Source organism: Polaromonas sp. LjRoot131, from assembly GCF_964252805.1.
Taxonomy (GTDB): Bacteria; Pseudomonadota; Gammaproteobacteria; order Burkholderiales; family Burkholderiaceae_C; genus Polaromonas.
The window spans coordinates 507,239-528,541 of record NZ_CAXUPF020000003.1; the positions used below are offsets into that span (position 1 = coordinate 507,239).

A 21,303-nucleotide genomic window follows, 5' to 3' on the forward strand; every position below is an offset into this window, starting at 1 on the left:
CTGCGCCTGCGGCCCGGCAAAGCCGGTTCCGCGGCCCCTACTTGCAAGAAGACAGGGCCCGCCGTTGGCTGTGCCGGGTCAAAAGCGCGATTTGCGTCGGGCGGTTATAATGAGAGCTTCGGTAAAGCATCAGCTTTTTTCATCGAAGCCTTTTCCCAACAGGTTTCCTTCTCAATTGCGGCGCTTCCCAGAGCCCGAATCCACAGTGTTTTCAGTGCCCATACAGCCCTGAACCCTCTCAACATTGTTCCGTTTTCCCGGCGAGCACTATTCCCGACAGTGCCCACGCATGGCTCAACCAGCCCAGCCCCTGCCAAGGGCCAGGTGGGTGGACACCGAACACCCGCCGGCTTGCTCGCAAGCCGATTCTCCTTATTTATCAAGCCGGGACACATACCCGGCATGGACTTTTTATGAACGTAGATCACACCAAAATCGCGGTGGGCAAGTACCTTGTCTCACCACTGGCCAAACAGCAAGGCGAAGGCTACGCTGCATCGGTCTCCATCCGCTCAGGCCGCGGCAGCGCCACGCACGACCGCGTGCTGCGTTTCAGCGGCCTCTTCGACAGCGCGGCCGCGGCCGTGCATTACGCGACGGAACACGCCCTGCGCTGGATCAATGAGCGCTCGGCGCCCGCCTGCGCCTGAAGCCTTGCCCGACGCAACAGACATCATCGACAATTTTTTCAATTCCCTAGGAGTTACATCATGGCCAAAGAAGAACTGATTGAAATGCATGGGCTGGTCGACGAAGTGTTGCCGGATTCGCGCTTTCGCGTCACGCTCGACAACGGCCACAAGCTTGTGGCTTACACCTCGGGCAAGATGCGCAAGAACCACATCCGCATCCTTGCCGGCGACCAGGTGTCGCTGGAGCTCTCGCCTTACGACCTGAGCAAGGGCCGGATCACCTTCCGACACATCGCAGGCCGCGGCCCAGGCCCCGCGCCACGCCAGGCCCGTTAAGCCGGCGGCTCGCCGCGCCACAAAGCACAAAGCCCGGCAGGTGGAGATTTTTCTCCGCCTGCCGGGCTTTGTCATTTTTCCAGCGCTATTTCAGTGGCGGCCGGTCGCCATGTGTTCGGTCTTCTTGTTGAGCAGCACCTCGGGTTCCTGGGCCTCGACCCAGCTCTCATTGTCGAGCCCGGCTTTGAGCCTGTCGGTGTCCAGTTCGTTGGTCCATTTGGCCACCACTAGCGTGGCCACGCCATTGCCGATCAGGTTGGTCAGCGCCCGTGCCTCCGACATGAAGCGGTCTATGCCCAGGATCAGTGCCAGTCCGGCCACGGGCACGGTGCCCACGGCCGACAGCGTGGCGGCCAGCACGATGAAGCCGCTGCCGGTGATGCCGGCCGCCCCTTTGGACGTGAGCAGCAGCACCGCCAGCAGCGTGAGCTCCTGCGTGAGCGTCATCGGCGTGTTGGTGGCTTGCGCGATGAACACCGCCGCCATCGTAAGGTAGATGGACGTGCCGTCCAGGTTGAAGGAGTAGCCGGTCGGGATCACCAGGCCCACGGTGGTCTTTTTCGCGCCCAGGTTCTCCATCTTCTCCATCATGCGCGGCAACACGGACTCGGAGGAAGAAGTGCCCAGCACGATCAGCAGCTCTTCCTTGATGTACTTGATGAACTTCCAGATGCTGAAGCCGTGGATGCGCGCGATGGTGCCCAGCACCACGAAAATGAAGATCAGGCAGGTCGCGTAGAAAGCGGCCATCAGCTTGCCCAGCGACACCAGGCTGTCGACGCCATAAGCGCCTATGGTGAAGGCCATGGCGCCGAAAGCGCCTATGGGTGCCACCTTCATGATGAAGCCGACGATGGTGAACAGCACGTGCGAAGCCTTCTCGACGAAATCGAACACCAGCGTGCCGCGCCCGCCGAAGCGATGCAGCGCGAAGCCGAACATCACCGCGATCAGCAGCACCTGCAGGATTTCGCCCTTGGCGAAGGCGTCTACCACGGTAGTCGGGATGATGTTCAGGATGAAGTCGGTCGTGCCGACCATCTTCCCGGGGCCGGTATAGGCCGCGATGGCCTTGGTGTCCAGCGTGGAGACGTCGACATTCATGCCCTGGCCCGGCTTGAACACGTTGACCAGCACCAGCCCGATGATCAGCGCGAAAGTGCTGACGACTTCAAAGTACAGCAGCGCCAGGCCGCCGGTCTTGCCGACCTTCTTCATGTCCTCCATGCCGGCGATGCCGATCACCACGGTGCAGAAGATGATGGGCGCGATCATCATCTTGATGAGCTTGATGAAACCGTCGCCCAGCGGCTTCATGTGCTTGCCGGCCTCGGGGTAAAAATGCCCCAGCAGCACGCCGGCGATCACGGCGCAGATCACCTGGAAGTAGAGTGATTTGTAAAGGGGCTGCTTGCGGCTTGTTGTCGTCGTTGTGTTTGTTGTCATGGCCGGGGCGCGTCAGGCTGTGCGCGGTGGTGATCAGGCTGTTCAATATAGCCCTGCCATGTGATTTGTCCAATGTGGGAAACCACAGATCACAATCTTTACGCAATCCGCCCGGCGCGGGATGAAACCCTCAGCCGGCGTTGCTGCCGCCGCCCGCGCCAGTGGCCGGCGGGCGCGCCATCCAGGCGATCAGCGAGGAGCGCATGGCCTCCTCCACCGACATGTCTATGGGCTGTACCCAGTCGGCCGGTACGAACACCGTATAGCCGCCGATCATGTAGCCCATGGGCAAATACACCGCCACGCGCTCGCCGGGCAGGAAACCGGCGGGCAGGTCGGCGAAGCTGCGGCGCGTGATCAAACCCACGATTTCCATCGCATGGCCGGGCATGCGCAGGATTACCACGCTTTGCTCGCCCTGTTTGCCGGAAGGCGAAAAGTAATCGGCAAAGCTCTTGAGCGAGGAGTAGATACTTTTGACGACCGGCAGGTTGGTGAAGGGCATTTCCGCGAAAGACAGCAGCTTGCGTACGCTCTGCTTGGACACCAGGTAACCGATCACCAGGATGCTCAGCACGCCGAACACCAGGCCCAGCCCCGGAATGTAAAAGCTGCCGATCAGCGGCCGCAGAATCCACAGCGCCGCAGTTTCCATCCAGGCCAGGAAGATATACAGCAGGTAGACCGTCAAGGCCACCGGCAGGATGGTGATGAGGCCGCGAAAGAAATATTTGTAAAGGCTTTTCATGGATTCTTTATTCGTGCCGCCGCGCAACATGCGGGCTTGGCCATGCCTGCAATATAACCATTTCAGTTGACGCCTCCGCCGTCCGGCGCCTGTCGGCCTTCTCCTACATTTTTCGGGTACTAATCACCGCAGCCTGTCATATTTCCATGCTTAAACTGGCGGCATTGCAAATAACCCGATATGGAACCCGACGTGGCTGCAGAGATGAAACCGGACACTGGCCCGCAAGCCTTTGCCGTTTCGTTTTTTCCCTCGCCATCGCCGTCATTCCTGCCGTCAGCCCTTGCGCTGAAAGTTACGTTTGCATCCCTTGATATTTTTTTGCCGCGCTCCAAGCTGCGCTGCAAGGCCACGTCCGGCCTGCCCGGATATTTTTGGAGGATTCCCGTTCCATGAGCCATTCCACACTGGTCAACGCACAACTCAAAGCTCCCTTGCGTTCCCTGGCCCTCACCGTCGAGGAGCCCGCGCCCGGCGAATTCTGCTGGCGCATTCTTGAAAGCCGCGAGGACCCCCGGGTGTTCGAGTCGGTCTCCTCCTCCGACATCACCTTCGAAGCCTATGACACGGCCTTGGCCACCGGCTACGGCGAGTTGCAGCGCCTGGTCGGCCCGGACCTCCAGTATGGACCGCGCAGCGAGGACGACTTGCAGGCCGAACTCTTCGCCGCGCCCGCACCCAAATCCCCCGCCAGCGGCTCCGACAAGCGACCCGCCACCAACGGCCACCTCAAGCCGGGCGCGGTGCCGGCATGAAGCGCGACCTGGAGGCCGACTACGCACGCATGCGCGCGCAGCTGCAGGCCTTGCAGGCGGCGCCGGTCAAGGATTTCGCGAAGATTGACCAGCTCATAGAGGCGCTTGAAAGACTCCAGCTTGCCATCAAGGCGGAGCATGGCATCCGGGGCAACAATCCCCTTGAATGAGGGGCTCGAGGGCGGTGCCCTCATGCCGGTAGCATGCATCAGCCCGTGAGCCTCGTAGCATTTTGTGACCTCGCTTGTCCTACACCTCGCGCTGTAGCAGGCCGACGAAAACACCCCCGCTCCTCGCCGTAAATTGGACTTAGCTGGCAATCAGGCCAGCCATTTACCAACCGATTGCCTGTGATGGGCATGACCTTAGGAGTACACCATGAGAGTATCGAAACCCCTGGCTTCCGTCGTCGCTGCAGCCGCCGTGGTTGGCGCTATCGGCCTGGCTTATGCCCAGGACACCAGCACCACGACGCCCGCCACGCCGGCAGACCAGACCATGCAGAACCAGGGCAGCACAAGCCCCAGCACGCCTTCGACCAGCACGGACACGGCCGTCACGCCGACCGAGCGTCCCGCACAGGCTGACCGCAACTAAGGCGAGCCCGTCATGCATTTCCGCATGAAAACGCTCCGGGTCGCTTTTGCGGCCCGGAGTATTTTGTGCGGCTTGCTTTATTCAGTCCACCATGCCTGCTCCCGTGCCTGATCTTCAGCCGCAGCCCGCTGCTGCAGGGCCGGGGCCGTCGGGCACGCGGCGTTCCGATATTTTTGACGGCATCAAACAAGGCGTTCTTTGGGGCGCCGCCATCGCGGTACTGGTCTTGCCGCTCTTCCGGCCCAATCCCGTTGCGCCTACACCAGTGCATGCCGCCGTCCAGGCCGATGTTTCCCGGCAAACACCGCGCTTCGCGGACTTCGGCGGCGAACCCGCCTCGGCCGAAGCGCGCGAAGTCGCCAACTGGGTCGTCACATCCGGCGACAACAGAAAACTCTTTTTTGTGATTCTCGACAAGCTCAACACCAAGGTGTTTGTCTTCGAGCCCTCGGGCAAGCTGCGCAGTGCCACGCCGGTGCTGATAGGCGCGGCGCGCGGTGACGACTCGGTGGACGGCATAGGCGGCCGGCCCATCGCCCTGGTGCAGCCCCAGGAACGCACCACGCCCGCGGGCCGTTTCGTCGCCGAGCCCGGGCGCAACGCCACGGGTGAGGACGTGGTCTGGGTCGACTACGACGCGGCCGTGTCCATGCACCGCGTGCGCACCACCGAGCCCAAAGAGCGCCGGCTGGAGCGCCTGGCATCGTCCACCACCGAGGACAACCGCATCTCTTACGGCTGCATCAACATGCCCGTGGCCTTCTTTGAAAACGTGCTCAAGCCCGCTTTCAATGCCAGCTATGGCGTGGTCTACGTACTGCCCGAAGTCAAGCCGCTGGCCGAGGTGTTTCCGGCGGCGCATGCGCTTGCGCTCAAGCAGGGCGGCGCCGTCTAGCCCGTCGCTGAACACACCGCCTGCAAGACGAAAAAAAGCGGCGCACCGCTTTCGCAATGCGCCGCTTTGGCTGCTGGGCTCAATTCAATCTTGATCCTTTCGGAAGCCTTGCCGAAAGCCATTCATGCACGTCGGCACGGACGTTGCGGCCTCGCAGCAGGAAGTCCTCATACCGGCTCGGCACATAGGGCAGGTAGACCAGGGGCATGCCGGCTTGCTCGGGCGTGCGGTCTTTCTTCCTGCCGTTGCAATGGCGGCAGGCGCTGACCAGATTGGTCCAGGAATAGGCCCCGCCCTTGCTCTGCGGAACGATGTGCTCGGCTTCGAGATCCTTTTCCAGGAACACCTGTGCGCAGTAGGCGCAAGTGCAACGGTCGCGGCGCAGCAGCTTGGGCTTGGTGACGGCCGGTACCACATCGTGGAGATTGCGGCGAGGCGCACCGCGCAGCGCGATGATGGGGTGGATCACCAGCGTGGATTGCCGGCCGCGCGCGACGTTCCAGCCGCCGCGCAGCGTGACCAGAGGGCTTTCGCCTTGCTCCCATGCGACGGTATTCGTGGCGTAGTGCAGGGCCGCCTCTTCAGCCGTGATCCAGGCCTGGGGCGTCCCCTGGATGTCGAGCTGAAGAACATGGTGCATCAAAAAGCCTCCTGAGTTGAATGAATGATGGTGCGGGCAGGGAATTTCGAAATCCCGGCCTGCCGGTTAAAAGCCGGCTGCTCTGCCTCTGAGCTATGCCCGCGTATGAAGATGGGGTGCACGACCGGACTCGAACCGGTGACCCGCGGGGTCACATCCCGCTGCGCTGCCAACTGCGCCACATGCACCGGAAAACTGAAAAAAATGGCTCCACGGCCTGGGATCGAACCAGGGACGACGCGATTAACAGTCGCGCGCTCTACCTGCTGAGCTACCGTGGAATAAGAAGGAATCGGTCACCACTCACCGCATTCACGCACGCGCTGGTCCAGCTCGCGCTCATCGAGCGCCTGCCTGCGTTTGGGCTGCGTGTGGGCGAGCCGAGCGCGGCCGGCGGCGATGACGCCGTTCAGGAGTGCGCGAACAATGCGCTTGCGGGGCTGGGTTGGCCTCTTGGAGGCTGCTGTGTTTCTGGCTGTCATGGCAATCTCCTTGAGGTTGGTTGATGTGGAAGAAGTGGCGCACCTGGGCCGATTCGAACGGCCGACAAACCGGTGTAGAAAACCGTCGCTCTATCCGGGCTGAGCTACAGGCGCTAGAGGGAAGCTAAAGAGAAGCTGGAGGCGGTGGTCAGATTCGAACTGACGTGTGCTGACGCAGGCGGATTTGCAATCCGCGCCCTTCGACCACTTGGGTACACCGCCGGAGATCATTGGCTGGCACGGGAAGAATCGAACTTCCAACCTTCGGTTTTGGAGACCGCTGCTCTGCCTGCTTGAGCTACGCACCAATAGGAATGCGCCCCGGGGGAATCGCGGCGTTGTTACTGGCGGCCTGTACGGGAATCGAACCCGTGACCACATCCTGGACAGGGAAGTGCTCTACCAGCTGAGCTAACAGACCAAAAAGTGAAGTGATATCGGAAAGAGGGTGGTCCGTGTAGCAGGTCTCGAACCTGCGACCTCATGCTCCCAAAGCACGCGCGCTACCAGCTGCGCCACACACGGATTAAAAATGGTGGAGTGCCAGGGACTCGAACCCCGTATGCCCGAAGACGCCGGATTTACAGTCCGGTGCAGTAGCCAGTTCTGCTCGCGCTCCGTTAAAAAATTGAATGGCCTCGCGTGAAAGATTTGAACTTCCGACCCTCTGCTTCGTAGGCAGATACTCTGATTCCGGACTGAGCTAACGCGAGAAAAAATGAATAGCAGGCCGTAAGCAGGTTCTTGACTTGGCGAACGGCCTTGAAAGGTCTGGAGGAAGATAAGGGATTCGAACCCTTGAGCCCGCTTTCGCGGGCTCTCGCTTAGCAAGCGAGTGCTTTAGACCAACTCGGCCAATCTTCCAAAAAAATCTCCGGTTACGAGTTCCGGTGCCACCCTATCTTTGAGGCCGGTTTCCGCACTACGCCCTTGCGGGCACTGCGCTTCTTTACTGATGGGCGGGAAGTCGAAATATTTCGACCTCTCGCCCTGGAATTGGCGTCACGTAGGGGATTCGAACCCCTGTCTACAAGAATGAAAATCTTGTGTCCTGAGCCAGCTAGACGAACGTGACGAATATTTTGGAAAAAACAAATCCATTTCGGCTGTACCCGCATGCGGGCGGCCGGCATCGAGCCGGACCGGGATCTCCCGCTGCACTGCTTTCCCGAGGGCCATGAACCCCCCGTCTGCAGCGCACGCGCCGCCAGATCGTTTCCTCGATCTCGCGCAGGTGACGTGAAACAGGCACACCCGAAATGGAGCGGACAGACGGCTTCGAACCGACGACATTGAGCTTGGAAGGCTCACGCTCTACCCACTGAGCTATGTCCGCAATTTCTGCGGGACTCGCTGCCATTCCAGTATGTGGCCGCGGTCCTGCTGCTGAATTTTTAAAGAGCCCCGCGCTTGAAGCGCACAGACGGCACGATCACCGTCAGGGGAAAACAAAAAGGCCCGGTTCCTTGCGGATACCGGGCCTCTGGGTGTCAGAGATTTAGAAGGTACGCTCAGGCGTCTCCTCCTCCCGGTGGTGTGCAATCCTCGTGGTTCTGTTTGGGCATGGCGGTCCGCAACACGGACGGCTCAAATGAACTCTGCCCACCACATTGGCCCGGATAAACGTCAAGGCGACGCACGGCAACACTGGCCAGGACGGCGGTGCTGTTTCTTGCGATGGCGGCTATCGGTTTCATGATGGTTGTGCGGAAAGAGTTGATGTCAAAAAGTAGCGATGGAAGGTAATGTAAAATCTTTTTACGTCATCGTCAACGAGGCGATGGAAAATAATTTTGATTGTTGCAATCACGTCACATGGACTCCCCGGACATCAACCGAACCAGGCGCAATAACCTGCTGATCATCATTCGCGAATACAGCGAAAGAGAGCTGGCCGCCGGTGAATCACCGGTCGGCATGCTGGGCAGGCTCGCAAAAGAGCTGGGCCTGAGCGCCGGCGGGCTGAGCCAGTTCAAGGGAGACGCGAGCGGTTCGGGCAGAAACATCGGCGATGCCGCCGCAGCGCAGATCGAGAGTCGCTCAGGAAAACCCAAAGGATGGATGGATGAGGACCATGGCGGCGACGCCTTCAATCCCGCCGAAAACGCATTCATTGAAATGGCCCGCACGGCATGGCGCACCACGGACGCCAAGGGCCGGCGGCGGTTGATGCAGCTTGCGAAGCGGGGCTTTGACGGGCTGCCTGGAATTGATGCCACGCAGAGGGCCAAGCCCGGCGGCAAGTGACAGGATTCCCCGGTCGAAATTTGTAACTTGTAACGGCATCCGCCTCGCCGTGCGCATGGATGTTGCGCGCGCGCATCTGCGATGCGGAAAAAATCCGTCTCCGGCGACTGTTACATCAATGCCTGAGCGCTCGGGAAGTCCGCAAAAACCGCGCTATCGCATGATGTTCAGGACGTTTTTTGCTATTTAAACGATAGCAATCGTCTGAGGCGATTCAGGGTTTCTCCGTTGAGCACAATTGCTTGCATCGTTAACATGGTGCAACCGTGCCGGGGTGCCTCAAACAGGCGGTGACCCGGTTTTTTCTGATGTGCGTTCGCGCACTTTTTTCGGCGCTACGCACAGGACCCGGATGTTGTTCACAGGCAAGAGCAAGAAGCACGTACACATCGCCCGCACGGCGATCCTTGTCGCCTTTGCCGCCGTCCCTTTGCTGTCCACGGCCTTGCCCCTGGCGCCCTACACCGACAGTGCCTCCATGACGGTCGCAAGCCCCGACACCGGTATGGCGCTGGTGTCCGCCTCCACCGACGCACGCCAGGCCTTGCGCTGGGTGGTGGCGGCGCACGACAACGAAGGCCTGCCTTTTGTGATCGTCGACAAAAAAGGCGGGCGCATCTTTGTGTTTGAGGCCGGCGGCCAATTGCGCGGCGCATCGCCCGCGCTGACGGGCCTGGCGCCCGGCGACCACGGCGTACCCGGCATGGCGCAGCGCAGCGTGGCCAGCCTGCGCGAGGACGAACGCACCACGCCCGCAGGCCGCTTTGTGTCCGAGCCCGGCCACAACCTCCAGGGCGAAGCCATCGTCTGGATCGATTACGCGGCCAAGCTGGCCATCCACCGCCTGCGCCCTGCGGCTGCGGCCGAGCGCCGCGCGGAGCGGCTGGCCTCCGAGACGCCCGACGACAACCGCATCTCCATGGGTTGCGTGGTGGTGCCGGTCAGCTTCTACGAAAGCGTGGTCGGCCCCGTCCTCGGCAAAAGCCGCAGCATCGTCTACGTGCTGCCCGAAACCCAGCCCTTGCAGCGCATGCTGGGTGCGCTGCAGCTGAGCCAGCGCTAAGCGTTTACTCCGGCTTGATATTGGCCGCCTTGGCTAATTGTTCGTAGCGCAGCTTGTCGGAACGTATCAGCTTGACCAGCGCCGCCCCATTGCCCGCATAGGACTCCACTCCTGCGTTCGACAGGCGCGACTGCACGGCAGGGTCGGCCAGCACCTTCTGCACGTCGGCGACGATTTTGGCGACCACGGCCGGCGGCATCTTGGCCGGTCCCATCAGCGCGAACCAGGTCGAAAAATCCAGCGGCTTGAGGCCTTGCTCCTCCAGTGTGAGGGCATCGGGCAGCAGCGAATAGCGCTTCTGGCTGGCCACGCCGATCACCTGCAGCCGGCCGGACTTCGCATAGGGCGCGGCCAGGTTGGCGCTCATGATGGCCAGGGGAATCTGGCCGCCCACCACGTCCTGCACCACGGGTGCGCAGCCCTTGTAGCCCGCATGCACCGCGTCCAGCGAGGTCTTCTGCTTGACGAGTTCCATCACGAAATGCATGGGCGTGCCCACGCCGCAGGAGCCGTAGCTGAGCTTGCCGGGGTTGGCTTTCGCGTAGTCCTGCAGTTCCTTGAGGTTCTTCACGTTCAGGCTGGGATGGGCCACCAGCGCGATCGGCGTGGTGCCCAGCAGCATGATGGGCGTCAGGTCTTTTTCGGGGTCGTAGTTGACTTTGACGCCCAGGCCCATGTTGGCCACCATGGTGCTGTTTTGCAGCAGCAAGGTGTAGCCGTCGGCCGGCGCGTGCACCACCGCTTCCGAGCCGATGTTGCCCGAGGCGCCGGTGCGGTTCTCCACCGCCACGCCCTGGCCCCAGGCCTGCTGCAGGCTGGCGCCCAGCTGGCGCGCCAGGATGTCGGCGCCGCCGCCCGTGCCGTAGGGAACGATGATGCGCACCGATTTGGCGGGCCAGGTCTGGGCCAGGGCGGCCGGCGCCAGCGCGTGGCAGGCCAGCGCGATGCAACAGGTTTTCAAGATGGCATTCAATGTTTTCATGCGGTACTCCAGGAATGAGGTCGTTAAGGAATCAAAGTGCCAGCTCATGCCGCCACAGCGCCCAGGCGCGCGGAATCTGCGCGTCGTTGGCGGCGGCGGCCAGGCCGGCTTCGGTCTCCGTCAGGTAGGTCACGGCGCCCATCGCCATGGCCGAGGCCTGCAGGCCGGCGTTGACCTCGGTGTAGACCGCGCGGTAGACGGCATGCTCGAGCGAGCCGCCCACCACCGTGCTACCGTGGCCGCGCATCAGCACGCAGGCGCAGTCGCCCAGCGATGCGGCCAGGGCTTTGCCGAGGGCAGGGCTGCGTATCAGCAGGTCGCTGTCGCCCACCGTATCGCGGATCTCGAAATGTGCCGAGCCGCTGCCGAGAAAGCCCGACATGTGGAACACCGGCCTTAATCGCTGGCCGGTGATGCCGAAGGGAATCACGCGGGGCGAATGGCTGTGCACCACGGCCATCACGTCGGGCCGGGCGCGGTATATCTCGCTGTGGATGAAACGCTCAAGGTAGGGCTTGCCCGTGGCGGTGCCCACTGGCTCACCGTCCGGGCCGTAGCAGCCCACGTCGGCCGTTTCGACCAGCGCGGGCGCACGGCTGCAGGACAGCAGAAAAACTTCTTCAGCACCGGGCTGGCGCACGCTGACGTGGCCGAAGCCGTCCACCACGCCGCGTGCGTGCAGGATGCGGTTGGCCAGCACCAGTTGCCGGGCCAGGGCCGGATCGGGGGTGATGGCGTTCATGATGTTTGGGCGGGCAGCGCCGTCGCCTGCACCGCCTGCAGCACCCAGCCCGAAGCCGTGTGCTCCCACACCGCGAGGTAGCTGCTCGCGATGTCGCGCCGGACCTCGCCCTTGCGCACCGTGGCCCGCATCACCGCGCTGACCAGGCCAGCCGTGCCCACCAGGCGCGCTTGCGGCGCCACAAATTCCAGCGCCTCGTAACGCAGCGCGCCGCCGGCCAGCAATTGCAGGTAGCTGGCCTTGCTGTCGATGACGCCGGTCGAGTGTGTGTAGGCCAGCGCATCCGACAGCAGCGTATCCAGTGCGGCCATGTCTGCGGCCAGCATGGCCAGGCGCCTGGCCTCCTCGGCCGCCAGCAGGCTGTCTTCGAGTGGGGGCGCCATGCTCAAAAGCGCGTGGCGTCGGCCGCGATGGTGTTGACGAGCACGCCCACCTTGCTGACCTCCACCTCGACCTGGTCGCCCGGCTTCATCCACACCGGCGGCGTGCGCTTGACGCCGACGCCGCCCGGCGTGCCGGTCACGATCACGTCGCCGGGCTGCAGCGAGGTGAAGGCCGAGATGTATTCGATCAGCACCGGGATGCTGAAGATCATGGAGGCCGTGGTGGTGTGCTGCATGACCTGGCCGTTGAGCCGGGTTTCCAGCGTGAGCTCCTCGCCATCGGCGATCTCGCCGCGCGTCACCATCCAGGGGCCGAAGCTGCCGGTGCCGCTGAAGTTCTTGCCGGCGGTGAACTGCAGCGTGTGTTTTTGCCAGTCGCGCACCGACCCGTCGTTGTAGGCGCTGTAGCCCGCCACGTGCGCCCAGGCGTCGGCCTCGCGGATGCGCCGCCCGGCCTTGCCGATGATGACGGCGATCTCGCCCTCGTAGTCGAGCTGCGATGACTCGGCCGGCATCAGGATGGGTTGGCGGTGTGCCGTTTGCGACTCGGCCACGCGCATGAACAGCAGCGGGTGCTGGGTCGGGTCGCGCTGGGTCTCGATACGGTGCGCCTCGTAGTTGTGGCCCACGCAAAAAATCTTGCCCGGCGCCGGGATCACCGGCAGGAACGCGATGGCGTCCAGCGGCAGGGCGGACGCGGCGGTCGGCGTGGCGGCGATCTCGTCCAGCTTGCCGGCCTGCAGCGCGCTGAGCAGCGTCGGGTATCGCGCCGAGTGCAGGGGCAGGACGCCGGCCTCGGTGGCCACGCCCCAGCCGGGCTGTCCCTGGTGTTGGTAACTGGTGATTTTCACGGTGTGCTTTCGGTGGTGGGATTAAAAAAACGGGCTCAGTCCAGCGAGATGTTCAGGCGCTTGAGCGTCTCGCCATAACGCTGGGAGTCATTGCGCAGCTGCTGAAAAAACTGCTCGGTGTTGAGGAAGTAGGGCTCGTAGTACATGGCGGCGTACTTGTCTTTCAGGTCCGGCTCAGCCAGCACGGCCGCCACGTCCTTCTGGATTTTTTCGACCACGGCCTTGGGCGTTCCCTTGGGCGCCAGCAACGCCGTCCAGGCGCTCAGCTCAAAACCCGCCGGGCCGCCCGATTCGGCGACGGTGGGCACGTCCGGGAAACCGGCCACCCGTTTGGGCGCGGCCACCGCGAGGTAGCGCGTGCGGCCCGCGCGCTGCATGGCGCCCGCGCTGGCGGCGCTGCCGAAAGCCCAGTCGACTTCCTGGTTGCCCACGGCCACGTAGAGCTGCGACATTTCCTTGTAGGGCACGTGTGTCATCTTTGTGCCGGTGGCGGTTTCCAGCATGGCCGCGCCTATGTGGCCGGGGCTGCCGACAAACCAGGAGCCGTAGTTGACCTGGCCCGGGCCGGCTTTCGCGGCGACGCCCAGGTCGGCCATGGTCTTGTAGCGGCTGCCCACCGGCACCGTCACGAAGAAGTAGTTGCGCAGGATCGGCGTGACGGGCTCGAAGTCGCGCAGCAGCTCGTAGGGCAGCTTCTTGAACAGGAAGGGCTGGGCCGCCATCTGCGCGTTGTCCATCTGCAGCAGTTCATGGCCGTCGGGCGCGGCGCGCTTGATGGCCTCTATCGCGATAAAGCCGCTGGCGCCTGGCCGGTTGTCGACGACGACGGGCTTGCCCCAGATCTTTGACAGCTTGTCGGCCACCAGCCGCAGCGCGACCTCGGGCCCGCTGCCGGCCGGGAAGGGCGTGACCACGCGCACCGGCTTGCTCGGGAAGTCCTGCGCGTGGGCGGTGGCGGTAATCGCGGCCAGCAATGCCGCGGCCAAAGCCAGGCCGGGCCTGCGCCAGGTTGTGAAAGAAGTTGGGAAAGCGTGCGTCATGGTTTTGTCTCCAGGGTGGATAAAAGGCGGTCTACGCCGCTTGGGGAATGGAAGTCGAATGCGGCTGCAGCAACTGTCGTAACTGCGCGATGCTTTGTCCGTCGCCGCGGCACAGGTAGGCCAGCACATAGCGGTCCGGCCGCAGCAGCACGGCTTGTGCGCCGGCGCTGCGGAGGATGGCTTCCAGCGTGCCGCCGCAGTCGCGCAGCGAGGCGTCCGGCCCGGTGTGCGGCAGGAAGTCGTCGCTTTGCGCCACCACCGGGATGTGGCGGCAGTCCAGGCCCGCAGCGGCCAGTGCCGCCTGCGCGGCGGCCACGGTGCTGCCCTCGGCATCGGCCAGGGACAGCAGGGCAAAGCCGCTGCCGAGCAGGTCGTCCAGTGCGGCCTGCGCGCCGCCCGGCAGCTCCACCTGGGGCTGCGGCAGCAACTGCCCGGCGGGTACCCGCGCGGCGGCCGCATGGCCCGGCACAAAGAAGCCTTCAAAGAAACGCGGCTTGGGCTTGAATTTGAGCTGCAGCACGTAGTCGCGCACCGGCGGAAAGACGCTGAAGAGCTTGAGCGCTCCCTGCGTCAGCATGGCGGCCGGCACCGATTTGGGCTGCATGAAGGTGCCTATGCGCACCGCCATCTGGATCAGCGACCAGGCGTGCGGCTTGCGTTCGGTCTCGTAGCTGTCCAGCAGCGAGGCCGGCAGCCGGCCCTTGACCACGGCGGCCAGCTTCCAGGCCAGGTTGGCCGCATCGCGCACGCCGCTGTTCATGCCCTGGCCCGCGAAAGGCGGCGTCAGGTGGGCCGCATCGCCGGCCAGCAGCACGCGGCCGGCTTTCCAGCGGCCGGCCACGCGCGCATGGAAGGCATAGACCACCTTGCGCGTGATGGGCAGCTGCGCATCGGCCGGTTCGCGCGCATGAATCCAGGCGCGCACGCGGGCCTCGTCCAGCATCTCGTCGGGGTCTTCGCCTTCGTGCAGCATGAACTCATAACGCAGCGTGCCGTCCGGCCCGGGCAGGCGTATCGCCGGGCGCGCCGGGTCGCAATAGGTGCGCGTATGGCGAAAGGCCGAGTTGCGCTCCAGCAGGTCGACGATCAGCCATTTTTCGTCATAGGTGCTGCCCGTCAATTGAATACCGAGTTGCTCGCGCACGCCGCTGCGGCCGCCATCGCAGGCCACCAGCCAGTCGCAGCGAATGTGTTTGGTCTCACCGCCATGGCGCAGTTCGAGCTGCACGCCATTGCCGTTCTCACCATCGTCGTGGAATTTCACGAGCTCATGGCCGAACCAGATCGCCGAGCCGGCGAAGCGCTGGAGCCCGTCGCGCAGCTGGCCCACCAGCACCTGCTGGCGAAAGGCGTTGCGCTTGGGAAAGCCGTGCTCCATGGCCTGCGGTTCGATGCGCGCGAACACCTTGTTGCGCCACGAGTAGTAATGCACGCCGTAGCCCTGCACCACGTGCGGCAGCACTTCGGTGATCAGGCCGGTGGCCTGCACCGTGCGCAGGCTTTCATCGTCGATAGTGACCGCGCGCGGCTCACCCACGGTGCTGGTGTTGCGTTCAATGACCAGAACTTCTACGCCCTGCATGCCCAGCAGGTTGGCCAGCATCAGGCCGGTGGGCCCCGCACCCACGATCACGACGGGGACATGCTGCTGCTGGCCCGGCAGGACCGGCACGGCCGACAAGGGGAGGGGGGCGTTCATGGGGCTTCCGTTTTTTTGGTGGCGCGGGCTTTGTCGCGCTGGTCCTGCAGCCGGCCTTCGATGCGGCCGGCGGCGCTTTGCAGCCGGGCCAGCGTGGTCCTGCGCAGGGCGGCGCTCAGCGAGGCCGCCGGCATCACCACGCTGAGGCTGCCCAGCAGGTGTTCGCCGTCGCGCAGCGCCACCGCAAAACCCACGGCGTCGGGGTCGACCTCGCCTTCGGTGATGCAGTGGCCGACCTCGCGTATGCCGCGCAGCACCTTGGCCAGCTGGGCGTAGTCGTCGGGCAGGCCGGCGGCCACCAAGGTCTTGCGTTCCGAGGCCCAGAGCTGCTTGAGCTGCGCGGCCGGCAGGTAGGCCAGGATGATCTTGGACGTCGCGCCGCGGTACAGCGGCATGGCGCGGCCGCGTTCATAACTGACCGACAGCGCCGGGTTGCGGCCTTTGACCTGGTGCAGGCACATCACCTTGCTGCCGTGAAAGCGGCACAGCAGCACCGTGCCGCCGGTCTGCTCCGCGAGTTTTCCGGGGAGTTCGTCAGCGGCTTGCAGCAGCGGGTCGGCCAGGCGTATCTGCCGGTCCAGCTCCACCACCATGGGCCCCAGCACATAACCGCGGTCGGCCACGCGCTCCAGCATGCCGGCGGAGGCCAGCTGGCCCAGGTCGCGGTAGACGCTGGCGCGCGACACGCCCAGCTCCTGCATCAGCCATTCGGGCGTGATGACCGGCCTCTCCAGGCTGAACAGCCCGAGGATGCGCAGCATGCGGTTGGTGCTTGCCATGGTGGTGTCTTTCAGTGGCGGTGCGCGGGCTAGCTGCGCAGGATGGCCTTGCCCCAGAGGTTGAGCGTGCGCTCCTCGTGCGGCCAGGTGCCGGCGGGGCGGCCGGGCGCGCAGTGCTCGATCTCCGAGGAAATCTCGGCCAGGTTGCCGTCGGGGTCGCGCACCATGAAGAACACGTCGTTGCCCGGGCCGTGGCGGCCTATGCCCCAGACGATGGGCACTTTCAGCGCCGCCATGTGGTCGCCCCAGACTTTCATGCCGGCCCAGTCGGGGGTTTCAAAGGACTGGTGGTCGAAGCAGGCGGCGGGCGCGAAGAACAGGGCCAGCGCATGGTGCAGCGCGTCGGTGCGCAGAAAGCAGGCGCGCAGCGTGCCTTCGCCGTCCTTGACCGCGTCCGACAGCACAAAGCCCAGCTGGTCCGTGTAGAAGGCCAGCATACCGGGCAGGTTCGGTGTGCGCAGCGCGAAATGCTGCAGCGTGGCGGGCGGCAGCGCCGTCGCCTGCGCACCGTCCGGGGCCGCGGGCGGCGTGAACACCACGAGGTTGCCGTCGGGGTCTTTCAAGGCGATGGCCTCACCCACGGCGAAATCGGCGGGCACCGCCTCATGCGGCAGCCTCTCGACGCGGGCCGCGAAAGCCTGCCAGGCGCCGGCGTCCGCCAGGGCGTAGTGGGCGTAATGAAGCTGGTTGGCCGGGCCTGTGGAGAGCCTCAGTTCACGCCCCGGGCCGCGGCACAGGTAGCCGCCCGCCGCGGGTGCCATCGCCATGCCATAGGCGCTGCTGTAAAAGCGCGCGGCCTGCAGCGGGTCGGGCGAATAAAGGTGAAGGCATTGCAGCGCGGCTTGCGGTTCCATGGGGGCGGCTCTCGGTGTGGATCAGTGCCTCCACTGTCGCTGCGGCCCCAAACGCTGTCAAACGCAAATCTCAATATATGAGATTTTGCCAATATTCCCGAGCGATGGATTTGGCGCTTTCCGTGCGGCGCAGGCCTGCAAGCGCCTACCGGCACAACTACAGGCGCGTCAGCCATCCCTTACTTGCAGCAGGCCTTCAGGCTGGCACCGGCCGCGCGGCGCGCCGCCTACATTGGATTTGTCTTTTAAACCTTCACTACATTTAGGAGAAACAAATGCCCATCATTGCCTGGCTACTCGGCGTTCCGCTCAGCGTCATCCTCATCCTCATGTTGCTGGGCGTGTTTTAGAGCCGTCCACAAAACCCTCCTGGCGTTGTTGCGCCGCCTTGCCGTGCTTTAGCACTGTCTGCGGCGACGCGCCTAGCCAGGACCGCTTCGCTGGGCTCTGTGACCGGCTCTCCGGCCCCCGCACGGCGAACGGCGTCCAAGTCCGTTCGAGAAAAAGCCCGCATCAGCGGGCTTTTTTCTGGGCGCTTACAGTGCGGCGGCCGGTTCTTTGCGCCGGGCGCGCAAGCGCGTGACCTTCCACCAGCCCGGCAGCAGGCTCTGGATTTCGGGCCGGGTAAAGCGGTCGTCGATCAGGTAGACCACGCCGCGGTCGGAGGTCGTGCGTATCACCCGCCCGGCCGCCTGCACCACTTTCTGCAGGCCGGGGTAGAGGTAGGTGTAGTCGTAGCTCTGGGCGGCGCCGAAATTGGCGCCCATGCGTTCGCGGATCTGCTCGTTCACCGGGTTGATCTGCGGCAGGCCCAGCGTGGCGATGAAGGCGCCTATCAGGCGATCGCCCGGCAGGTCTATGCCTTCGGCGAAGGAGCCGCCCAGCACGGCAAAGCCTATGCCTTGCGAGCCGGGCGTGAAGCGCGCCAGGAAGGCATCGCGCGCGGTTTCCTCCATGCCGCGCGTCTGCTCCCACACCGGGATCTGCGGATAGCGCTGGCGGAACAGGGCCACCAGTTGCTGCAGGTAGTCGTAGCTGCTCAAGAACGCCAGGTAGTTGCCGGGCTGGCCCTCATACTGCCGCGCCATCAGGTCGACGATGGGCGAGAGCGAGTCGCCCCGGTGCTGGAAGCGCGTGGAGACGTCGCTGACCACCGAGACCCGCAGCTGCTCGGCCAGGAAGGGCGACTCCACCTCGGTCCACACCGTGCCGACGGGCAGGCCCAGCGTGTCGGCGTAATAGTTCTGCGGGCTCAGCGTGGCCGAAAACAGCGCCGCCGACTGCGCGGCTGCGAAGCGCGGCGCCAGGAAGGGCGCCGGCACCACGTTGCGGATGTTGAGCACGGCGAGCGGCTGGCCCAGTGCCTGGCCGAAAGTGCTGGACCCCGTGTCGGCTTGCAGCGTCACGTCGAACAGCGAATGCTCGCCGAAGGCCTCGGCCATGCGCGAGAAATGCAGGGCCTCGAAATAAAAGTCCTGCAGCTCGCCGTCCATGCGCGTCGGGTTGGCCAGCAGGAAGTCGGTGACCTGGGTCAGCGCCTGCCCCAGGGTCTTGAGAAAAGGCGCGGGCAGTTCGGGATGCACCTGGTAGGGCTCATCCTGCGCCTGGTGCAGTTCCTGCAGGCTGCGATTGAGCCGTTCCAGCGCGCCGCGCACGGCACGCGGCGCGCCGGCGTGCACCTGCTGCAGCTGCGCCTGGCTCAGCGTGGCCGAATACATTTTCCGCGCGCGCTCCACCAGGTTGTGCGCCTCGTCCACCAGCACGCTGACACGCCACTGGTTGCCCTGGGCCTGGCCGTGCAGCAGCGCGCTGGTGTCGAAGTAATAGTTGTAGTCGCCCACCACCACGTCCGACCAGGTCACCAGTTCCTGGCTCAGGTAATAGGGGCACACATGGTGGGCCAGCGCCAGTTCGCGCAGCGCGGCCTTGTCGAGCGGGCCCTGCGCGGCGGCGTGCTTCACGGCGGCGCTGCGCGCCTGCGGCAGGCGGTCGTAAAAGCCCTTGGCCAGCGGGCAGGCGTCGCCGTGGCAGGCCTTGCCCGGGTGCTCGCAGGCCTTGTCGCGCGCCACCAGTTCCAGCACGCGCAGCGGCAGTGCCTGGGTGCTGCCCTTGATGCGGTCCAGCGCGTCCAGCGCCAGCCGGCGGCCCGGTGTTTTGGCCGCCAGGAAAAACAGCTTGTCGAGCTGCTTTTTGGGCACCGCCTTGAGCAGGGGGAACACCGTGCCTATGGTCTTGCCTATGCCCGTGGGCGCCTGCGCCATCAGGCAGGTACCGGCCTGCGCGGTCTTGTAGACGGCCTCGGCCAGTTCGCGCTGGCCGGGCCGGAAGGCAGGATGCGGAAATTCCAGCGCCGTCAGCGCCGCGTCGCGCGCCTGGCGGTGCGCGAGCTCCTGCGTGGCCCAGGCCAGGAAGCGTTCGCACTGGGCTTCAAAATAGTCTTTCAGCGCGGCAGCCGTGAAATGTTCGGTCAGCGGCGTCTCCTGCGCGCTGGCCACGTCGAAGTAGACCAGTGTGAGGTTGATGTCGGGCAGATTCCTGTCGGCGCACAACAGCCAGCCGTAAATCTTGAGCTGCGCCCAGTGCAGGTGCCGGCGGTTGTCGGCCATGGCGTGCAGGTCGCCCCGGTAGGTTTTGACTTCTTCCAGCTGGTTCTGCTCGGGGTCGTAGCCGTCGGCGCGGCCGCGCACCGTCAGCGCCTGGTAGTCGCCCTCCAGGCTGACTTCGGACTGGTAGGACTCGCCACGGCGCGACGCGACCAGGGCATGGCCGGCCATGCCTTCCTGGGCGGAAGGCGAGGGGGTGAAGCGCAGGTCCAGGTCGCCATGCTTGGCGGTGAACTCGCACAGGGCCCTGACGGCCACGACATATTTCAAGGGGAGCGCTCTCTGGGTAGCGGGAATTGGGGAGGGGTTCATGGTAGCGCAGGCGCCGCCGGCCCCTATCCCGGCCTTCCCCCAGCGGGGGAAGGAGCAAGACCCCGTGAAACAGAGCATTAACGCGCCGGCCATTTACCGATGCGCCGCGCCCGTCTACATTGACGCCATGGACCAGATCATCTTGTGGCTGCAGCAGTACGGGCTGGCCGCCGTTTTCCTCAACATCGTGCTGGAACAGCTGGGCCTGCCGATCCCCGCCTACCCGGTGCTCATACTGACGGGCGCCCTGAGTTTTAACGGCCAGTATTCGGCCGGCGGCCTGCTCGCGACGGCGGTGGGAGCCTGCCTGATCGCCGACAGCATCTGGTACTGGGCCGGCCACCGCTACGGCAGCCGCGTGCTCAAGACCTTGTGCCGGATTTCGCTCTCGCCAGACTCTTGCGTGCGGCAGACCGAATCCATCTTCACGCGCTGGGGCGTGAAGTCGCTGGTGCTGGCCAAGTTCATCCCGGGTTTTGCCTCGCTGGCCACCGCGCTGGCCGGCCGCACCGGCGTGCCCTTCGGCCGCTTCCTGTTGTTTGACGCCATAGGCGCGGCGCTGTACGCCGGTGTCGGCCTGGGCATCGGCATGCTGTTCCATGACGCGGTGGCCGATGTGCTGGCCGTCTTCGAGCAAATGGGGCGCATAGGCCTGATGGCGCTGCTGGCCGGCTTCGCGCTCTTCCTGGCGCACAAATGGTGGCAGCGCCAGCGCTTTTACCGCCAGCTGCGCATGGCGCGCATCACGCCGCAGGAGCTGCTGCAGCTCACGCAAGGCGAGCGGCCGGCCGTGATCCTCGACGTGCGCACCGAGCTCAGCCGCGGCGGCGGCGGCATCATCCCGGGCGCCCTGCTGTGGTCGGACCCGGACCGCAAGATGGCCACGCTGGACCTGCCGCACGACGTGGCCGTGGTGGTCTACTGCGCCTGCCCCAACGACGCCTCGGCCGCCCAGGTGGCCAGACGCCTGATGGCCGCGGGTTTCAAAAACGTGCGCCCGCTGCATGGCGGCATAGACGCCTGGCAGGCCGCCGGGCTGTCGCTGGAGTACCCGCACGCCGTGTGAAAGGGTAAAAAACACCTTTTCGCTGCTGCCTCTCTGCCATCCGGCAGGAATCTGCAAAAAAGAGGTCTTAAGTTTTCAGATTCGGCGCGCACCCGCCGGTTGCCCCACCCAAAAGAAGACAGGGTGTTGTCCTATGGCGGATTTTCTTGCG

The 21,303-nt window shown here is 64.5% G+C and carries 23 protein-coding genes and 13 tRNA genes; 10 read left to right on the top strand and 26 right to left on the bottom strand.

The annotated features are described in order from the left end of the window. Nucleotides 1-413: 413 nt before the first annotated feature. Nucleotides 414-650 (top strand): hypothetical protein, encoded by a 237-nt coding sequence (locus tag ACSQ27_RS17035; RefSeq protein WP_436156675.1) that lies wholly within the window; start codon nt 414-416, stop codon nt 648-650. 60 nt (nt 651-710) lie between these two features. Continuing rightward, nucleotides 711-968, top strand: a complete 258-nt coding sequence (gene infA / locus ACSQ27_RS17040; protein ID WP_092132708.1) for a translation initiation factor IF-1 — start codon at nt 711-713, stop codon at nt 966-968. A gap of 90 nt (nt 969-1,058) precedes the next feature. Here the strand turns inward: infA and ACSQ27_RS17045 are convergent, their stop codons facing one another. Both ACSQ27_RS17045 and ACSQ27_RS17050 read right to left on the bottom strand, forming a co-directional pair. Beyond that, a complete protein-coding gene (locus ACSQ27_RS17045) occupies nt 1,059-2,414 on the bottom strand; it encodes a dicarboxylate/amino acid:cation symporter (protein WP_436156676.1) in 1,356 nt (451 codons plus the stop codon). 130 nt (nt 2,415-2,544) lie between these two features. Continuing rightward, nucleotides 2,545-3,162, bottom strand: coding sequence for a DUF502 domain-containing protein (locus ACSQ27_RS17050; protein WP_436156677.1), 618 nt, complete (start codon nt 3,160-3,162; stop codon nt 2,545-2,547). Nucleotides 3,163-3,342: 180 nt separating this feature from the next. Between ACSQ27_RS17050 and ACSQ27_RS17055 the strand changes: the two genes are divergently transcribed. The 5 genes from ACSQ27_RS17055 (at nt 3,343) to ACSQ27_RS17075 (ending at nt 5,409) form a co-directional block, all read left to right on the top strand. Further along, nucleotides 3,343-3,558 (top strand): hypothetical protein, encoded by a 216-nt coding sequence (locus ACSQ27_RS17055; RefSeq protein ID WP_436156678.1) that lies wholly within the window; start codon nt 3,343-3,345, stop codon nt 3,556-3,558. Then, nucleotides 3,555-3,917: a hypothetical protein gene (locus tag ACSQ27_RS17060; protein ID WP_436156679.1), complete on the top strand. Its 363-nt coding sequence runs from the start codon at nt 3,555-3,557 to the stop codon at nt 3,915-3,917. Before ACSQ27_RS17055 ends, ACSQ27_RS17060 begins: the two co-directional genes overlap by 4 nt. Continuing rightward, the gene (locus ACSQ27_RS17065) at nt 3,914-4,087 is read left to right on the top strand and encodes a hypothetical protein (RefSeq protein WP_436156680.1); all 174 of its coding nucleotides are present in this window, start codon (nt 3,914-3,916) and stop codon (nt 4,085-4,087) included. Before ACSQ27_RS17060 ends, ACSQ27_RS17065 begins: the two co-directional genes overlap by 4 nt. Before the next feature lie 208 nt (nt 4,088-4,295). Then, complete coding sequence (locus ACSQ27_RS17070; protein WP_436156681.1) at nt 4,296-4,514, top strand: hypothetical protein; 219 nt, start codon at nt 4,296-4,298, stop codon at nt 4,512-4,514. A 91-nt stretch (nt 4,515-4,605) separates the two neighbouring features. Continuing rightward, nucleotides 4,606-5,409: a hypothetical protein gene (locus tag ACSQ27_RS17075; protein ID WP_436156682.1), complete on the top strand. Its 804-nt coding sequence runs from the start codon at nt 4,606-4,608 to the stop codon at nt 5,407-5,409. Between the two features lie 79 nt (nt 5,410-5,488). Here the strand turns inward: ACSQ27_RS17075 and ACSQ27_RS17080 are convergent, their stop codons facing one another. The 15 genes from ACSQ27_RS17080 to ACSQ27_RS17150 form a co-directional block, all read right to left on the bottom strand. Next, nucleotides 5,489-6,049: an HNH endonuclease gene (locus ACSQ27_RS17080; protein ID WP_436156683.1), complete on the bottom strand. Its 561-nt coding sequence runs from the start codon at nt 6,047-6,049 to the stop codon at nt 5,489-5,491. A 28-nt stretch (nt 6,050-6,077) separates the two neighbouring features. After that, nucleotides 6,078-6,152, bottom strand: a tRNA-Lys gene (locus tag ACSQ27_RS17085). A gap of 9 nt (nt 6,153-6,161) precedes the next feature. Then, a tRNA-His gene (locus tag ACSQ27_RS17090) sits at nt 6,162-6,237 on the bottom strand. A gap of 17 nt (nt 6,238-6,254) precedes the next feature. Continuing rightward, nucleotides 6,255-6,330: transfer RNA gene (locus ACSQ27_RS17095), tRNA-Asn, on the bottom strand. Nucleotides 6,331-6,345: 15 nt separating this feature from the next. Next, entirely contained in the window at nt 6,346-6,531 is a 186-nt protein-coding gene (locus tag ACSQ27_RS17100) for a short-chain dehydrogenase (RefSeq protein ID WP_436156684.1), read from the bottom strand. A gap of 35 nt (nt 6,532-6,566) precedes the next feature. Beyond that, nucleotides 6,567-6,645 (bottom strand) — tRNA-Arg (locus ACSQ27_RS17105). 22 nt (nt 6,646-6,667) lie between these two features. Then, nucleotides 6,668-6,753: transfer RNA gene (locus ACSQ27_RS17110), tRNA-Cys, on the bottom strand. Nucleotides 6,754-6,762: 9 nt separating this feature from the next. Next, nucleotides 6,763-6,839: transfer RNA gene (locus ACSQ27_RS17115), tRNA-Trp, on the bottom strand. A 37-nt stretch (nt 6,840-6,876) separates the two neighbouring features. Beyond that, a tRNA-Asp gene (locus ACSQ27_RS17120) sits at nt 6,877-6,952 on the bottom strand. Between the two features lie 28 nt (nt 6,953-6,980). Beyond that, nucleotides 6,981-7,056: transfer RNA gene (locus ACSQ27_RS17125), tRNA-Pro, on the bottom strand. A gap of 8 nt (nt 7,057-7,064) precedes the next feature. After that, nucleotides 7,065-7,150: transfer RNA gene (locus tag ACSQ27_RS17130), tRNA-Tyr, on the bottom strand. Nucleotides 7,151-7,164: 14 nt separating this feature from the next. Further along, nucleotides 7,165-7,244, bottom strand: a tRNA-Arg gene (locus tag ACSQ27_RS17135). 59 nt (nt 7,245-7,303) lie between these two features. Beyond that, a tRNA-Ser gene (locus ACSQ27_RS17140) sits at nt 7,304-7,395 on the bottom strand. Between the two features lie 133 nt (nt 7,396-7,528). Next, nucleotides 7,529-7,606: transfer RNA gene (locus tag ACSQ27_RS17145), tRNA-Glu, on the bottom strand. 185 nt (nt 7,607-7,791) lie between these two features. After that, nucleotides 7,792-7,867 (bottom strand) — tRNA-Gly (locus ACSQ27_RS17150). 479 nt (nt 7,868-8,346) lie between these two features. Between ACSQ27_RS17150 and ACSQ27_RS17155 the strand changes: the two genes are divergently transcribed. Both ACSQ27_RS17155 and ACSQ27_RS17160 read left to right on the top strand, forming a co-directional pair. After that, nucleotides 8,347-8,778 (top strand): hypothetical protein, encoded by a 432-nt coding sequence (locus ACSQ27_RS17155; RefSeq protein ID WP_436156685.1) that lies wholly within the window; start codon nt 8,347-8,349, stop codon nt 8,776-8,778. A gap of 352 nt (nt 8,779-9,130) precedes the next feature. Continuing rightward, nucleotides 9,131-9,841 carry a hypothetical protein gene (locus ACSQ27_RS17160; protein WP_436156686.1) on the top strand — a complete coding sequence of 237 codons (711 nt, stop codon included), beginning with the start codon at nt 9,131-9,133 and terminating at the stop codon, nt 9,839-9,841. Nucleotides 9,842-9,845: 4 nt separating this feature from the next. On the opposite strand, the gene ACSQ27_RS17165 is transcribed toward ACSQ27_RS17160, so the two are convergent. The 9 genes from ACSQ27_RS17165 to ACSQ27_RS17205 form a co-directional block, all read right to left on the bottom strand. Then, on the bottom strand, nt 9,846-10,823 hold the full coding sequence (locus ACSQ27_RS17165; RefSeq protein WP_436156687.1) for a Bug family tripartite tricarboxylate transporter substrate binding protein: 978 nt from the start codon (nt 10,821-10,823) through the stop codon (nt 9,846-9,848). 31 nt (nt 10,824-10,854) lie between these two features. Next, nucleotides 10,855-11,565, bottom strand: a complete 711-nt coding sequence (locus tag ACSQ27_RS17170; RefSeq protein ID WP_436156688.1) for a class II aldolase/adducin family protein — start codon at nt 11,563-11,565, stop codon at nt 10,855-10,857. After that, nucleotides 11,562-11,948: a nuclear transport factor 2 family protein gene (locus tag ACSQ27_RS17175; RefSeq protein ID WP_436156689.1), complete on the bottom strand. Its 387-nt coding sequence runs from the start codon at nt 11,946-11,948 to the stop codon at nt 11,562-11,564. The genes ACSQ27_RS17170 and ACSQ27_RS17175 overlap by 4 nt, the downstream gene beginning before the upstream one ends. A gap of 2 nt (nt 11,949-11,950) precedes the next feature. After that, nucleotides 11,951-12,799: a fumarylacetoacetate hydrolase family protein gene (locus ACSQ27_RS17180; protein ID WP_436156690.1), complete on the bottom strand. Its 849-nt coding sequence runs from the start codon at nt 12,797-12,799 to the stop codon at nt 11,951-11,953. 35 nt (nt 12,800-12,834) lie between these two features. Continuing rightward, nucleotides 12,835-13,839 carry a Bug family tripartite tricarboxylate transporter substrate binding protein gene (locus ACSQ27_RS17185; protein ID WP_436156691.1) on the bottom strand — a complete coding sequence of 335 codons (1,005 nt, stop codon included), beginning with the start codon at nt 13,837-13,839 and terminating at the stop codon, nt 12,835-12,837. A 31-nt stretch (nt 13,840-13,870) separates the two neighbouring features. Next, the gene (locus ACSQ27_RS17190; protein WP_436156692.1) at nt 13,871-15,538 is read right to left on the bottom strand and encodes a bifunctional 3-(3-hydroxy-phenyl)propionate/3-hydroxycinnamic acid hydroxylase; all 1,668 of its coding nucleotides are present in this window, start codon (nt 15,536-15,538) and stop codon (nt 13,871-13,873) included. Then, on the bottom strand, nt 15,535-16,317 hold the full coding sequence (locus ACSQ27_RS17195) for an IclR family transcriptional regulator (protein ID WP_436156693.1): 783 nt from the start codon (nt 16,315-16,317) through the stop codon (nt 15,535-15,537). The genes ACSQ27_RS17190 and ACSQ27_RS17195 overlap by 4 nt, the downstream gene beginning before the upstream one ends. 29 nt (nt 16,318-16,346) lie before the next feature. Beyond that, nucleotides 16,347-17,171 (bottom strand): VOC family protein, encoded by an 825-nt coding sequence (locus ACSQ27_RS17200; RefSeq protein ID WP_436156694.1) that lies wholly within the window; start codon nt 17,169-17,171, stop codon nt 16,347-16,349. Nucleotides 17,172-17,707: 536 nt separating this feature from the next. Beyond that, complete coding sequence (locus ACSQ27_RS17205; RefSeq protein WP_436156695.1) at nt 17,708-20,044, bottom strand: ATP-dependent DNA helicase; 2,337 nt, start codon at nt 20,042-20,044, stop codon at nt 17,708-17,710. Between the two features lie 169 nt (nt 20,045-20,213). Here ACSQ27_RS17205 and ACSQ27_RS17210 point away from each other — a divergent pair, with 169 nt between their 5' ends. Then, complete coding sequence (locus ACSQ27_RS17210) at nt 20,214-21,152, top strand: DedA family protein/thiosulfate sulfurtransferase GlpE (RefSeq protein ID WP_436156769.1); 939 nt, start codon at nt 20,214-20,216, stop codon at nt 21,150-21,152. Nucleotides 21,153-21,303: the final 151 nt, after the last annotated feature.